Source organism: Bacillus sp. Cr_A10, assembly GCF_029222665.1.
Classification (GTDB): Bacteria; Bacillota; Bacilli; order Bacillales_A; family Planococcaceae; genus Psychrobacillus.
The window spans coordinates 503,557-518,636 of record NZ_JARHXR010000009.1 but is presented as its reverse complement, the minus strand read 5'-3'; the positions used below and the strand labels follow the sequence as shown (position 1 = coordinate 518,636).

The following is a 15,080-nucleotide window of genomic DNA, read 5'->3' as shown; positions in this document are numbered from 1 at the left end:
TTAAGAAGGTGATGGAGAAAATGACACAGGAATTGAAAACGAAGCAAACGATGAGGAAGAGAAAATAGAGGAAGATGATGTAAAAGATGAGGATGAAGAAATGCAGGATGAGGGTTCAATAAACGATTCAGCGGATGATGCAAACGATTAAACGAAAGCACTTTTCACTGTACAACTTTACTAGTTTTTATTGAACTAACCTGCTTACTTTAGTTCAATAAGAAAAAAGGCTTTTCTCCTTCTTGAAGTAAAGCACCCATTAGTTTAAATGCATTTCTTCACAAGCAAAAATGCTGCCTTATATAGTAGTACTCCGTTTGATAAAAAGGTTGGACGAAAAAGGTTAAATCAGTTTATACATAAGTATATCATCAACATATAAGTCATCGCTAAACTTAACTTCTTTAATTTTACGTCCTTCTTCAACAAATCCCATACTTTTGTACAATTCGATAGCTCGTTGATTTGTTGATAATACACCTAAACTAACTTTCTCTATTAAAATGTTATGTTCCGCCCAGTTTAAAAGTTCTTTAATAAGCAGTTTACCAATGCCTTGATTGCGGTACTCTTTTTTCACCATTGTCGTAAAAGAACCAGTGTGAGAAAGCCTTTTAGTACTTTTTGAGAGAAAAACGATCAAACCAACAATCTGCCCTTTGCTTTCCGCCACAATTAGCTTTTCTCTTTCATTCTCTAAGATTTTCTCAATCCAGTTTCTTATTTGCTGCGATGTTTCTTCATACTCTTCTATTACCGGAATCATAAACTCACTTTCTGAAAGAACTTCCTTTTGAAGTTCTAACACAGCTTCTGCATCATTTATGTTTCCTTTTCTTAGGGATACTTGGTTATTTCTCTTCGTCATCTTTATTCCTCCTAACCTTTGAATATCTTATAATAATTCTACAAATTGAAGTAAACCCCTTCTAACCTAAACTACTTCGTTAGTTCAATATGAAAAAAGTGTTGCTTAAGCAACCCATGTTCTTTAACTAAAGCCTCCACTAATTTAAGAAGAAATTACTTTTCCAGAGTTTGAAAATTTAAAGATTCCTATTATCCCATACTAAAAGTCCAAGTAATTCCAGCAACCTCTATTTGAAATGAATTTTCTTCAAATTCCATTACGTGTTCATAATCAAAGGCTTTGTTAAGTAGTATTGTTGTTTTTCAGGTATAAAATATGGGAACGTCCTATTTTGACGTTCCCGATCTTATTCCATTAAAGCTCCCTATAATGGAATAACTGTAAATCTAAGGTAGCTTTTTTAGAAACTGCGTTTCCGTGGCCAAGCTCCTTGCATTTTACTTAGGAATACAATTTGCCCAATATGATATGCGTCGTGTAATGCTAAACTCTTCAGTTCAAGCACTAATGAATTATCTTCTCCTGGGATCTGTCTATACAAATCTTCATGTTCTGATTTTGCTAGTACTTTTCCAAGTTCACGATGAACATAAAAGTATTCTTGTTTTGTTTCCTTCCAATTTTCTATCGTCTCAGTTGGTAATCGAAATGTAGATTGATTATTTTCTGCTTGTGGTTCATTCGCTGTTTCACCAAGAAATCGCATCAGAAATCTCTTTTCATAGAAAAGTAAATGACAAACTAATTCCCAAATGGAATTCATTGCCCCATCAGCTGGTTTCCAAATTGCCTGTTCAAAAGTAATATCCTCTAGCACTTTTTCAAGTGGTGGAAACCAGTCTTCCTCATCTAAGCAGCTTGCCCATTGTTGTAACAAAAGTGTCTTTACATCCATTTTCTATTCCCTCCTATTTAATATCTCCCTTTATATATACTAATTCGATCTACTTAACTAAACTCCTTCTTAAACTAAACTGCTTCGTTAGATCAATAAGAAAAAGATACCCTTACAGGCAGCTACTTGTTTAACTAAAGCACCCGTTTTTTTGAACAAGTAACTTCTCTTATTTACACATTATGCTGGATGTGATACCTAACAGATAAAAACAATATTTCCCATTTGTGCTATAATCCTCTAAAGTGCGAATAAAATAATAATAATAATAATATTGTACAATTGTTATTTTACCTATTATATAAGGAGGTAGATTAATGAATAAAGAAAAACTAACTGTTTGGGAACCTATCAAAACAAAGGATAATCAGTTTAGCAGATTATATAATGAACTAGTTTTTTTTGAAATGCACTATCAAAAAGATTTTGTACTTGTTTTTGAAGATACAGACCATTCAAAGAAATATATTTTTACTTACGATTACAATAAACCCCAAAAATATGCAATCATCACTTTTCGTTTATTTGATGAAATGACAAGACCAGATATTGAAGAACTAATATCAAAAGTAGGTAAAGAAAGAGAAGAAGAAGGACTAAGTAAACTCACTTATGAACCTAATTTTTATAAAGTGGAAAACTCTAGTTTTTTATCTTGGTATGACAATATTTTTCCCGCTAGAGCTAGTCTACAACCCAAAGCTGAACATCATTTATATATTACTTCAGACTATATAATTGATGTGCTGAGTGAGTACGACCCAACAGTCGCAGTAGAATTTCAATAATAGTGAGAATTAAATTTTTCTCACTATCCCCCTTATTTTCTTCAACTAAATTGCTGCGTTAGTTTAAGTGTAACATTTCACAATTGATCTCCGAAGTCTTCTTGATGTATTGGAAATAAAAATAGACCATCGAAATGATGGCCTTGTTTAACTAAAGCACCAGTTAGTTGAAGAATGTTATTTCATTGACCTTGCAATTTCTAACGTTTGTTCTTTCGATAATCTGGAACTATTCATTTCTACAGAGGTACCATCTTGAACCCAATTAAGTAAGCCACCAGTGATGGTGTCTCCATTTTTATAAACTTCGCCACTTTCTTCCCACTCCTGAAAATAACCTTTGTTTCCACTTATATTAACTTTCTGACGATAAGGAAAATCGTCATCGGATAATCGAAATCCTTTTCTCAAATCAATAGCGCCCATCAACTTTGTGTCCTTGCTGTCCATATAATGTAGCATTATCCAAGGGGATGTTTTGGTATCTAATGTCCAATCACCAGGATTCCTTTTTGGAGTTAAAACGGTAAAGTCAACTTCTTTCTGTATTTCGGATATAGTTTTGCTATTGTGATTATACTTTATTTCTTTAGCCATAATTATTATTGGGTAACAATTTAGAAGGATTAGAACAATTACTAAACGTATCAATTTTCTACTTCAATTCTTTTCGAAACTTCAGGTATTAGTATTTCCTACTTTTCACTTTTTTTTTAAACAATCCTACTTTTTAGTTCAAAAAGATAAAAGGCTTTACTCCTTCTTGAAGTAAAGCACCCGTTAGTTGAAGAAGAAAGCTACGTCAATAACATTGTTCTTGATTTGGATCAAACGTTCTTGTCATCTTTCGGATAACGGATTACCGTTCGAAGTGTGTCCGCCGATAGGAAATTCTGTATTATTTATTCATTTACTGGTTTTCCGTCTTTGTCGACTTAAAATGCTTTTTCTTTGTACCATCCTAAGTCCACAATAAATTCGTGAGATGATGAAGTTAAAATATTTCCGTGTTCAGGCACTACAAATAGCAAGGTGTCATCTATAATTTCGAGTTCTTTCTCATTAGGTTGGTTAAAGTAAATGTTAATACATCCTTTGAAATCTTCAGGTAAATGATAAACAACGCTAGTTTCATTATTTTGCTTGTTCAACCAATACAAAAATATTCCTAACATAAGAATTAAACTAATTACTTTCCATTTCATCTTGCCTTTTACTCTCCAATCAATGATTATTGACACTCTATACAGTCACTTCTTATTGAACTAACCTGCTGCTTTATATCAATTAGAAAAAAGCTTTACTCCTTCTTGAAGTAAAGCACCCGTTTGCTGAAGAACTAATAATAAACCTTGGTACCAAATAGCCTTGACATTTATTTATCATACGGTTCAACTTAACGCATCTAAATGAGGTTTATCTCTGTCCCCTATGTCCCGACTCTATACTTTAACCTAACTAAAACTTGACTATAATCGTAAAATACCCATTCCCGTAAGTTTCAACGTCATTTTTTCATTTAATGAAAGATGTTACTAACAAAAATTGATAAATTGTCTACTTATATTTCATCATAGTTATGCAAATCTTTTGGCTTTCCTAGATGAGTTATTAAATCCTGAATAGGAGGAGCACAGCAATCATTAACTTGAATGGTTTTTACTGAAACATGCTCACCTTTTGACTAAAGCCATCTTTTCATATTTGCATCTAACTCTACATCCATTAATATCCCTCTCTTTCACCTTATCTTTAGTTTAATAAGAAAAAAGGCTTTAAAAGTAAAACACTCGTTAGTTGAAGTAATAATTACTTAAACGGAAACTCATATCCTATATAGTTAAATACATTTCTGAATCCTATATTTTCTCCAACTGCAATAGATGGCTTGTTTGATTCCATACATCCCATTCGGAACAATATTATTATCCAAACAATCTTTACAAAAGATAGAACTATTTTTTTTGGTCTAACTTTTTTCCATGATGCCCTTCTAAAGTGTGTTTCTGGTAATGTATGCAATGCTTTTCCAAGCAAAACATAATTTCTGATACTAAGCGTTTTTTCATTTGTTTTCGTAGAGTACATATTTCCATCAACATCAATAAAATTGCCTATATCGAAATTGTGGATGAAATCATTAAAAGCCTGCTCCCCGTCGAATATAGCATTACTGAAAAGGGGCAAACTCTCTGGCCTATTAATCAGGAAATGTGCCAATGGGGAGAACATAATAATTGAAAGATCCTTTGTCTCTATGCAAAAAAGGTATAATTCCTCAGTACGATGAATTATACCTTTTTTGCTGTTTTTTAATCTTATAGAAAAGTAAATCACTTTTTTATCATGTAGCAGTCAACGGATTCTGTAGTTTAATCTCCTGAATGGATAAATGTACGGTATAATTCCCGTACTCAAGAATTTTATCCAAAAAATGATTCAATTGTTCTTGAGAACTAACTTTTATTTTTATATGGTAACAGGCTTCTCCCGATACGCGATGAACTTCCACTACCTCACTACGATCATTCATTAATCGGATAAACGAATCATGGTTTGCTGTTTTCATATAAATAATAACAAACGCAGTATATGTAAGTCCTAATTTCATTTCATCAACTATTAAAGAGTAAGCTTTAATTACACCACTTTCCTCTAGTTTTTTTATACGATTCCCTACTGCTTGTCCCGTCATATGAATTTGTTCACCTAAGTCTTTCCATTGAACACGTGAATTTTCGGATAATAACCGAAGAATTTGAAAATCAATATTATCAAGTTCCATTATAAATTCCTTTCACCATGAAATTTTTAGAGATAAAAGTGTTTCGTCAACTTATCGATAAAAATCAATAAACAATCTATGATTATAGTGTAACAAAATAATTTAAATGAGGTGGAGAAAAATGAGCACAGCTCTAATTATTGTAGATATTCAAAATGACTATTTCCCAAATGGAAATATGGAATTAAGCAACCCTGAAAAAGCGGCCGCTAATGCTGCGAAAGTACTTGAATGGTTTAGACAAAACAATAAAGATAACATTTTTCATGTTCAACATATCGCAGGTGATCCAGCATTAGGATTCTTCCTTCCGGATACTGAGGGGGCTGAAATACATGAAACTGTACAACCATTGGAAACTGAAAACATTATCATCAAACATTTCCCTAACAGCTTTTTAAAGACAGAATTAGAAAGCAAATTAAGAAAAAATGGCGTAACTAAAGTAGTAGTTGTAGGTATGATGACACATATGTGTATTGATGCAACAGTCAGAGCGGCAGTGGATCTAGGATTTGAGACGACACTTATTGAAGATGCATGTGCAACACGAGACTTGTCTTATGAAGGTAAGGTCGTTCCAGCTGAACAAGTTCATTATGCGTTTGTCGGTGCGCTTAACGGTATGTATTGCGCTGTAGAATCGACCGAAGATTTCCTACAAAAAAACTAACAAATCATAAAGAACATTTAAATGTAAAAGGCTGTCCAGATGCTTTTTTTTCTGGACAGTCTTTATTCATTACGCTTTATTTTGTTTTCGATTTAAGCATTCCCATCTGATAAAAGATCCAAATAACCTGTTTTTGGTTCCATGACAAGACCATGTACAGGAATTGTTATACCACGTTCTTTCATATGCTCAATCATGCTATCCGGATCCACTGCGCTCACACCACAATCGTTGTGACCGACAATGAACACTTCCTCTGCTTTTAGCTCATATAGCGCAAACGAGCATAATACTACCAAATGGATGGTTTACTATTGCCCCAGCACTTTTCACAATTTTCACATCACCATTACGTAGATTCATCGACTTTGGTAAAAGTTCGACAAGGCGTGAATCCATACAAGATAATACAACTAGCTTTTTATTCGGATATTTTGTTGTGATGTAGGGATCATACCCTTTTTCTTCAACGAATCTACCATTAAATTCTAATATATCTTTTAGGGAAGACATATTATACCCCCTTATTTCTAATCCTGTGTCTGATACTTGGGTTGCAATACAAAACCCTAACTAGCTACTTCATTTCTCAAGTTTTCAAATCCAAAACGATTAATAAATTTTATAAACGTTTCCCTCTTCTTGCCTTGTTCAGCATAGATGTGAATGATTTTTTCGACAACTTTATACAGCTGTTCAGGCATTAGCTGCTCCATCAATAAAGTACCTTTTTGAGCGTCCTTTCCTTTTGCTTTTCCACCAATGTATAAGTCATATCCGTTTTTTACTTTCATGATGCCGATATCATTTACGAGCGGTTCACCACATCCTATAGGACATCCAGTGTAAGCTGGGCGAAGTGTGAAAGGAACAGGTTTTCCTGCTATTCGCTTGTTTAGTTCAATGGCTACAGGCATTCCTTCTTCTTCTGAGCCTTTACAAAAATTGCAGGTCCTTAAGCTTTTCACAAAATTTCCTACTGGATAACAGGACAATCCTACTTCCTTAAATTTCTCTTCCACTAATTCCAGCTTACTTTCAGGTATCTCGATGTAAAGTTGTTGAAATGTGGTCAACTCCAGTTCATCACTATCGCTCATATACTCCACAATTACAGCCAATTGTTTTGCATTTAGTTTTGCTCCAAATGAAATGCCACCATTTACAGCAAGTTTAATCTTTTTATCGATTTGGTTCATTACCATTCTCACCCTTACCCTTCATTGAATTTATTCTATGTAATCTATAGAGCAAACAATGTAGTTTACTCTATAGTCAACAGTAATTTTACTTATCTAATTTCACACGTTGTAAACGTAAAGCGTTCAGTACAACTGACACGGAACTAAATGCCATCGCTGCACCTGCAACCCAAGGAGCAAGTAACCCGATTGCTGCAATCGGTATACCAAGTGTATTATAGCCAAATGCCCAGAATAAGTTTTGTTTAATGTTGCGCATTGTTTTACGACTCATAATGATCGCATCGGCAATACTATTCAAATCTCCACGAATTAGTGTCACATCAGCGGCTTCCATCGCTACGTCAGTTCCTGTACCAATGGCCATCCCAATATTGGCTGTTGCAAGGGCTGGTGCATCATTGATACCGTCACCGACCATCGCTACTTTTCTACCGGCCGCTTGCAGTTTCTTCACTTCTTCTGCTTTACCTTCAGGTAGAACTTCAGCAATGACTGCGTCAACGCCTACTTCTTTTCCTATGGCTTGTGCTGTTCGCTCATTATCACCAGTCATCATGATGACTTTGATACCCATGTCTTTTAAACGACCTATGGCTTCCGCTGATGTGTCTTTGATTGTATCCGCTACAGCAACTAGCCCTGCATATTGCCCATTAATTCCAGCTAGCATCGCGGTTTTACCATCGCTCTCCAATTTCTCCATTGCCGGGAGAACTGCTGTAATATCGATGCCGTATTGCTGCATGAGTTTGCGTGTACCTATAACAACTGCTTGACCTGAAACGGTTGCTTGCACACCATAACCCGGGATTGCTTCGAAAAATTGAACGTTACCAAGTTCGATGCCTTTTTCTTGAATACCTTCAACGATTGCTTGTGCTAATGGGTGTTCAGATTGTTTCTCAGCCGCACCAATTAAAGATAAGATTTTTTCTTCCACTTGACCAATTGCTAGCACAACGTCTGTTAAAACAGGTTTACCATGTGTAACAGTACCTGTTTTATCAACTACAACCGTGTCAATACTTTGTGTCTGCTCTAAGTGCTCTCCACCTTTGAATAAAATACCGAATTCAGCTGCACGACCAGAGCCTGCCATAATGGACGTTGGCGTAGCCAGACCTAGAGCACATGGACATGCAATTACAAGTATCGTAATTAACACTTCAAGTGCTGGTGTAAATTCACCTGGTTGTACCCATAAAATCCAAACAAGGAAGGCAATAATGGCGATCCCTACAACGATTGGAACAAAAATACCTGAAATTTGGTCTGCTAAACGTTGAATCGGTGCTTTAGAACCTTGCGCATCTTCTACGACTTTAATGATTTGTGCTAACGCAGTATCGCGACCAACTTTTGTTGCTTTCATTTTAATAAAACCGTTTTTATTAATCGTTGAACCGAATAACACGTCACCATGCTTTTTATCAACCGGAAGACTTTCCCCTGTCAACATCGATTCATCAACAGCTGTATTTCCTTCTAATACTTCACCGTCAACCGGGATTTTTTCACCTGGTTTCACTAAAATCGTGTCACCAATGACGACTTCTTCTAATGGAATTTCTTTTTCAACACTGTCACGCACGACAATCGCTGTTTTCGCTTGTAAGCCCATTAATTTTTTTATCGCTTCCGATGAACGACCTTTTGCTTTTACCTCAAATAACTTACCTAAAATAATGAGTGTAATCAGTACCGCACTTGTTTCAAAATAAAGGTGCGCATCATGATGGGAACCAGCTGTGACAATCGCTTGGTACACACTGTAAAAATAAGCTGCAGATGTACCCATAACAACTAGTACGTCCATATTGGCACTGCCATTTCGTAAAGCCTTGTAAGCACCAACATAGAACTGTTTTCCGACAATGAATTGGACAGGTGTTGCAAGTGCCATTTGCAGCCATGGATTCATTAAGATATCCGGTAGGTAAAGGAACGATGTAAATGAAAAATGTGCAACCATCGTCCAAAGTAATGGTAAAGATAAAATCGCCGAAATAATGAATTTACGTTTTTGGTCTTTAATTGCTTTTTCACGGTGATCGACCCGTTCTTTGTCATCTTTCTTTTGGTGTGCACCATAGCCTAGTTTCTCCACTTTCGCAATCATGTCTGATATCGCTACCTCAGACGGGTTAAACTCAATTGTTGCTTTTTCTAATGCTAAGTTGACGTTCGCATATGCGATTCCATCCATTTTATTTAACCCTTTTTCAATACGTATCGCACATGCTGCACATGTCATACCCGTAATATCAAACTCTGCTTTTTGTTTCACTACGCCGTAGCCAAGTGCTTCGATTTTCTTTTCAAAATCGGCAGCACTCAGTTTAGACGGGTCATATTTAATCGAAGACTTTTCAAGTGCTAGATTGACATTTGCTTGTTCGACACCATCCATTTTATTTAACCCTTTTTCAATACGTATCGCACACGCAGCGCATGTCATCCCTGTAATTTGCAGATTAGCTTCTTTGACTTCTTTACTCATGTTACTTCCACCTCTTCCATACCACTTGGGGGTATATATTTTTGAAAATAATAGAGTGCTAATGAAGCACTCAATCAAATTTATTCGATCTCATAACCTTGATCTTCAATCGTTTCTTTAATTTTATCAAGTGACACTTTCACTTCATCAAATACTACATCTACTTGAGCTTCCGTTAAGTTTACCTTTACTTGTTCAACTCCTGCTAATTGACCAACACTTCCCTCAATAGCATTCACACAATGTCCACATGACATTCCATGTACCTTTAATGTTATATCTTTCATGTTTTCTCTCTCCTTTAATTGAAGTATTTTAATCCAGACTTGTTATACGATATAGGGGTATAAATACTTTAAAATTTTTTTTTATTTTTTATCGTGCTATTTCGTTTTTATTTTTTCATTAGCTTTTGAATCGTGACAACTAATTCGTCTAATACCTCTTCATCACCTTCTGAAAGTCGATCTACCACACAACCTTTTAGATGACCTTCCAAAAGGATTTTGGCTACGCTATTTAAAGCAGATTGTGTCGCAGACAGTTGTGTGATTACATCGTCACAGTAAACGTCTTTGTCTATCATTCCCTTTATACCTCTAATTTGACCTTCAATACGATTTAATCGAGTTGTTAAATCCTTTTTTACACGTTCTGGATGATGACTTTTTCGACAAGACACTACAATCTCTGTATGGCAAGCTGCTTCTTTCACTGTGTTTTCCATCAGCTCAACCTCCTAACTTGATTTTATATTACCATACCCTGGTGTGGTATGTAAAGTGTAAAATAGAAAATATACGTCACATTTAAATTCAATCATTAAAAATTTTAAAAAGTCTAGTTTTGCTTATTCAACTAACCTGCTGCGTTAGTTTAAGTGTAACATTTCACAATGAATCTCCGAAATCCACTTTATGTTTTAAACGTAAAAACAGACCATCGAAATGCTGGTCTCGTTTAGCTAAAGCACATGTTAGTTGAAGCAGTATTCTGGCAATAAATATTGAATAAAAGCGTCTTATCTTTTTCACTTAAACATAAGTTTCATAATAATAGTGAATACGTCGTTCACTTCATCTTCACTGGAAGAAAAATAAAAGCCTTGCTATACTTTTTCGTAACAAGGCTTTTACTGTTGTCTCATTTTTTATTTAGACTTTATCATGCTTTGCCTCTTCGCGACCAAATTATAATAGGTATGAGAACTAAGGATAAAAGTCCCCCACTTAAAGACAATGTAGCATAACTTGTATTAGCTACTACCATTCCCGAAAGAGCACCACCTGAAGCACCTGCTAATGCAATAAAAACATCAAGTGTTCCTTGAGTTTTCGCACGTGTTGAAGGCTCTGTAGAATCAACAATTAGAGCAGTTCCACTAATTAAGCCAAAGTTCCATCCCAATCCAAGTAAAGAAAGAGCAAGTACTAATAGAACCATTGAATCGCTTGGTGCGAATGCTGCTAATAAACCAGCGAATAACAATGTAATCCCAGAGGCTATGCTCATAGTTGTTCGACCTACTTTATCTGCAAGGATTCCTGTGATAAGTGAGGGAAGATACATTGCACCTATGTGAAAACCAATAACAATTCCAATTTCATTTAGACCATGTCCATGGTGTTTCATATGTACCGGTGTCATAGTCATAATTGCAACCATTACAATTTGGGTAAGAACCATAACCGTGGCACCAATCATTAGACCTCTTCTATTTATTGCTTTATCAACAAAATCCCTTTTATTTACAGGCTCATATTCTTGTTTATAGGCTGCTATCCTGTTTGCAATGTCTAACGGGTCGGGACGCAACATAATTAAAAGAACAAGACCTGCTAAGATAAATGCAGTAGCTGATAATATGAATGGACCTGCAAGTGGCGGAACACCTATGAAACTAGCAAATTCACCCATAACTTCTACTAGGTTTGGGCCGGCAACAGCCCCGAATGTTGTCATAACCATCGTAGTACTAATAGCTGTTGCTCGTTGTTTTTTGTTTGCTAAATCTGTTCCCGCATAACGAGCTTGTAAATTTGTCGCAGTTCCTGCACCATAGATCAGTAGAGAAGCAAATAATAAAATGACACTATTCATCAAGGCAGCAATCACAACTCCAATTGCACCAAGTCCACCTACAATAAAACCTATTGATAAACCTGTACGGCGTCCATATCGTTGTGAAATTTTCCCAACAATTAAAGCAGCTCCTGCTGAACCTAAAGTAAATAAAGCTGCCGGCACTCCTGCATAAGCATCAGTTCCAAGCATTTGTTGAGCCAACAGGGCACCTACTGTAACTCCTGCTGCAAGCCCTGCACCACCGAAGATTTGTGATAAACTTACAACGAACAACACACGTCTATACAAGCTCTTTAATTTTTCTGGTGAATCTATATAACTCTCAATTGAATCTTGTGCTTTACCAGACACTTATTAACACCTTCTTCTATTTATTTTTATTAAACTAAACTGCTGCGTTATTTCAATAAGAAAAAGCCACCCTTTCAGGCAGCCACTTGTTTAACTAAAGCACCCGTTAGCTGAAGAAGAAATTTTACCTTTTATGTTTAATCATTTTTTGGATTTATTAGTTGCAGGAACTGTATCCTTTTTACCCGAAAACTAATTGTTGGGTAGTTGGATACCTCGCCAGCCGCTTACATCGCATTGGCCATATTCATTATCACCCACAGCAACCACTGTGCCGTCCGATTTAAGCCCTACGGTATGGGCACAACCCGCCGCAATTGCCACAATATCGCGCCAATCACTTACATTACATTGGCCATACTCATTCCAACCCACAGCCGCCACAGTACCGTCCGATTTAAGGCCGATAGTATGATTACTACCCACTGCTATCGCCACAATATCGCACCAGTCGTTTACATTGCATTGGTCATGCTTATTCCAACCCACAGCCATCACCGTGCCGTCCGATTTAAGACCGATTGTATGAAGATAACCCGCCGCGACCGCCACAATATCGCACCAACCGCTTACATTGCATTGGCGATACCGATTATTACCTACAGCCGTCACCGTGCCGTCCAATTTAAGCCCGATGGTATGCCAGTCACCCGCCGCGACCGCAACAATATCATGCCAGCCGTTTACATTGCATTCAACTTCATTATTTCGGCCCACTGCTACTACCATGCCATCCGATTTAAGCCCAATGGTACGACGCCAACCTGCCGCAACCTCTACAATATCACGCCAGTCGTTTACGTCGCATTGGTCATGCTTATTCCAACCCACAGCCGCCACCGTGCCGTCCGATTTAAGACCGATTGTATGAGCATTACCCGTGTTCGTTGCCATATGAACATTACCAGCCACGACCGCCACAATATCGCGCCAACCGCTTATATCACATTGGCCATATTTATTATCACCCACAGCCATCACCGTGCCGTCAGATTTAAGCCCAACGGTATGACGACTCCCCGCCGTTATGGTATCTTTTGGCCACCGTTTCAATTTTAACACCTCTTCTTTGGGTAAAATGTAATCCATGTTTTACCTCCTTGAAAACAAGACCTATTTTATTATTGTATCACTTTTGCTTGTTATACTAACCTGCCCCGTTAGTTTAAGTGTACCATTTCACAATGGATTTCTGAGATCTACTTGATGTTTTGGATAAAAAAATAGACCATCGGAAAGATGGTCTTGTTTAACTAAAGCACCCGTTAGTTGAAAAACGTCATACATTAATTTTCTTTTTCTTTATTGTCTCTCTCTTTTATATATCTTCCGTACACCTCTTTCACCCTGTCATTGCTATTGGCTGGTACTACTTGTTTATGAATCTCATTAATTAAAATAAACGACCTGAAAATGACTCCGACAATAATTGCACATAAGATATAGATTCCAATAGAACCGAGGAGAACCAAGATACCTAAAAGACCATCTAATAGAATGGATAACAATAACTTCACAAAACTCCCCCTTAATCTGCCTACCTGTATTCCACAAAGAGCCATCTAGCAGCTCAACGATCTTTAACTAAATCACCCGTTAGCTAAATAAGATTGCACCTGTATCTCGAAAGAAAACAATCTTTTACTAACAAATATTTATTTTAATCTGTGAAATCTTCAATAACTTCAACCACTTCTATTTTCCCGTCAATTAAGAGTTCAGGAAGCTCGTTTTTCACATTACCCTGCCAATATTCTCTAGCTTGTTCAATTTTTTGAGAGAATGGAACCCCATCTTCCTTTGGTAAAAGGTTTCCATCACCCTCAAAAGAATTTCCAATAACTCGAAGTTTAACAATCTGCAAAACCTTCCGATTATATGAATCAAATAATTCTTTCCATTTCAATACGTCTTCATAGTTTTTTGTAGCGTATAAACAAGACATTCTTGAAGGGTATTCAGGATATTCTTGTAGTCTGACCATTTCTACTATCACTTCTCTGATAGCTCTTATTGTTTGGTCTGCATATTTAATAGCTACATCGGCATTTTCTTTATTCAAGTACAATCCTTCTTTTGAATAATGTTCTTGTAAAATCCGAAAAAAATCTTCTCCTTTAGAATTCAATTGTTCTCTTTCAAAAAAGAAGCTATATAAAATATTTCTTTGGTTCTTGTCAAAGCTAATTATTTGACCCAGACTCATTTTATTCCTAGTAACAATGTGATAAACATACAGCTCATTATCTTTCATAGTCTATCTCCTATCTGTCTTCACCTAAATTAATTCGTACCAAAACAAGGGTTCCTAGTTCAACTAACCTGTTGCGTTAGTTTTAGTGTAACATTTCACAATGGATTTCTGAGATTTACTTGATGTTTAAGATAAAAAAATAGACAATTGAAATGATGGTCTTGTCTAAACTAAAGCACCCGTTATCACAATAATAATCTTAACTAATCCAAGTCATTTTCACTTCTTTGGATTCCCATTTATTATCTTTATAATGAACTTTAACTTCTACTCCAACTGCCCCTAAACCCGAACGATACATGGAACCCTCAAAAAAGATTTCATTGTTGTACTTAAAATCAACTTTTTCTATTCTAAGAAGTACGCCATCCAAACACATCGTATCTGAATATCCCTTTTCTTTCAGTTGTTCAAGAGTAGCGTCCACTCCTTTAACTTTATATTTTTCCTTAAAGTAACTTAAGATTTCTTCAGTATCACTTTCATCTGCGTCCTCGAAATTACTCATATCGATTGCTATATATTCCATATCACTACTAAATGCTTCATCCTGTTCCATTATAGAGTCCAATGCAACACAAAGTCTGATTAAAAATATTTGGCGAAGTCGCATTTTATGGAGAATAAAAGTTTGATCAAAATGGATTCTTCTCTTTCACATTCGAATTAAAAT

17 protein-coding genes and 1 pseudogene are annotated in these 15,080 nt (G+C 36.1%); 2 read left to right on the top strand and 16 right to left on the bottom strand.

Annotated elements, in window-relative coordinates; translation table 11 throughout:
* Positions 1–343: 343 nt before the first annotated feature.
* Together P2Q73_RS09715 and P2Q73_RS09710 are read right to left on the bottom strand one after the other, a co-directional pair.
* Complete coding sequence (locus P2Q73_RS09715; RefSeq protein WP_275786414.1) at positions 344–868, bottom strand: GNAT family N-acetyltransferase; 525 nt, start codon at positions 866–868, stop codon at positions 344–346.
* Positions 869–1,271: 403 nt separating this feature from the next.
* Positions 1,272–1,766 carry a DinB family protein gene (locus P2Q73_RS09710; protein ID WP_275786411.1) on the bottom strand — a complete coding sequence of 165 codons (495 nt, stop codon included), beginning with the start codon at positions 1,764–1,766 and terminating at the stop codon, positions 1,272–1,274.
* 317 nt (positions 1,767–2,083) lie between these two features.
* Between P2Q73_RS09710 and P2Q73_RS09705 the strand changes: the two genes are divergently transcribed.
* Complete coding sequence (locus tag P2Q73_RS09705; protein WP_275786410.1) at positions 2,084–2,554, top strand: hypothetical protein; 471 nt, start codon at positions 2,084–2,086, stop codon at positions 2,552–2,554.
* 177 nt (positions 2,555–2,731) lie between these two features.
* Here the strand turns inward: P2Q73_RS09705 and P2Q73_RS09700 are convergent, their stop codons facing one another.
* The 4 genes from P2Q73_RS09700 to P2Q73_RS09685 form a co-directional block, all read right to left on the bottom strand.
* Positions 2,732–3,205 carry a DUF4367 domain-containing protein gene (locus P2Q73_RS09700; RefSeq protein WP_275786407.1) on the bottom strand — a complete coding sequence of 158 codons (474 nt, stop codon included), beginning with the start codon at positions 3,203–3,205 and terminating at the stop codon, positions 2,732–2,734.
* A gap of 284 nt (positions 3,206–3,489) precedes the next feature.
* Entirely contained in the window at positions 3,490–3,759 is a 270-nt protein-coding gene (locus P2Q73_RS09695) for a DUF6843 domain-containing protein (RefSeq protein ID WP_275786403.1), read from the bottom strand.
* 604 nt (positions 3,760–4,363) lie between these two features.
* Complete coding sequence (locus tag P2Q73_RS09690; protein WP_275786400.1) at positions 4,364–4,891, bottom strand: single stranded DNA-binding domain-containing protein; 528 nt, start codon at positions 4,889–4,891, stop codon at positions 4,364–4,366.
* Between the two features lie 7 nt (positions 4,892–4,898).
* Positions 4,899–5,339 carry an Lrp/AsnC family transcriptional regulator gene (locus P2Q73_RS09685; RefSeq protein ID WP_275786397.1) on the bottom strand — a complete coding sequence of 147 codons (441 nt, stop codon included), beginning with the start codon at positions 5,337–5,339 and terminating at the stop codon, positions 4,899–4,901.
* A 121-nt stretch (positions 5,340–5,460) separates the two neighbouring features.
* On the opposite strand from P2Q73_RS09685, the gene P2Q73_RS09680 reads away from it, so the two are divergent.
* The gene (locus P2Q73_RS09680) at positions 5,461–6,012 is read left to right on the top strand and encodes a cysteine hydrolase family protein (protein ID WP_275786393.1); all 552 of its coding nucleotides are present in this window, start codon (positions 5,461–5,463) and stop codon (positions 6,010–6,012) included.
* A gap of 92 nt (positions 6,013–6,104) precedes the next feature.
* On the opposite strand, the pseudogene P2Q73_RS09675 reads toward P2Q73_RS09680, so the two are convergent.
* From P2Q73_RS09675 to P2Q73_RS09630, 10 genes and pseudogenes are all read right to left on the bottom strand, one after another.
* Positions 6,105–6,525: pseudogene (locus P2Q73_RS09675) on the bottom strand (carbonic anhydrase).
* A 56-nt stretch (positions 6,526–6,581) separates the two neighbouring features.
* Complete coding sequence (locus P2Q73_RS09670; protein ID WP_275786390.1) at positions 6,582–7,211, bottom strand: NAD(P)/FAD-dependent oxidoreductase; 630 nt, start codon at positions 7,209–7,211, stop codon at positions 6,582–6,584.
* An 88-nt stretch (positions 7,212–7,299) separates the two neighbouring features.
* Positions 7,300–9,717, bottom strand: a complete 2,418-nt coding sequence (locus P2Q73_RS09665; RefSeq protein WP_275786387.1) for a heavy metal translocating P-type ATPase — start codon at positions 9,715–9,717, stop codon at positions 7,300–7,302.
* Positions 9,718–9,797: 80 nt separating this feature from the next.
* The gene (gene copZ / locus P2Q73_RS09660; RefSeq protein ID WP_053589296.1) at positions 9,798–10,004 is read right to left on the bottom strand and encodes a copper chaperone CopZ; all 207 of its coding nucleotides are present in this window, start codon (positions 10,002–10,004) and stop codon (positions 9,798–9,800) included.
* Between the two features lie 107 nt (positions 10,005–10,111).
* Positions 10,112–10,444 (bottom strand): metal-sensitive transcriptional regulator, encoded by a 333-nt coding sequence (locus tag P2Q73_RS09655; RefSeq protein ID WP_056830215.1) that lies wholly within the window; start codon positions 10,442–10,444, stop codon positions 10,112–10,114.
* 437 nt (positions 10,445–10,881) lie between these two features.
* Positions 10,882–12,153 carry an MFS transporter gene (locus P2Q73_RS09650; protein WP_275786383.1) on the bottom strand — a complete coding sequence of 424 codons (1,272 nt, stop codon included), beginning with the start codon at positions 12,151–12,153 and terminating at the stop codon, positions 10,882–10,884.
* A 192-nt stretch (positions 12,154–12,345) separates the two neighbouring features.
* A complete protein-coding gene (locus P2Q73_RS09645) occupies positions 12,346–13,242 on the bottom strand; it encodes an RCC1 domain-containing protein (RefSeq protein ID WP_056830219.1) in 897 nt (298 codons plus the stop codon).
* 197 nt (positions 13,243–13,439) lie between these two features.
* Entirely contained in the window at positions 13,440–13,670 is a 231-nt protein-coding gene (locus P2Q73_RS09640; RefSeq protein WP_275786378.1) for an ATP-dependent Lon protease, read from the bottom strand.
* A 143-nt stretch (positions 13,671–13,813) separates the two neighbouring features.
* Positions 13,814–14,407 (bottom strand): DUF2441 domain-containing protein, encoded by a 594-nt coding sequence (locus tag P2Q73_RS09635; RefSeq protein WP_275786376.1) that lies wholly within the window; start codon positions 14,405–14,407, stop codon positions 13,814–13,816.
* Between the two features lie 199 nt (positions 14,408–14,606).
* Positions 14,607–14,966 (bottom strand): peptide ABC transporter substrate-binding protein, encoded by a 360-nt coding sequence (locus P2Q73_RS09630; protein ID WP_275786373.1) that lies wholly within the window; start codon positions 14,964–14,966, stop codon positions 14,607–14,609.
* Positions 14,967–15,080 lie beyond the last annotated feature (114 nt).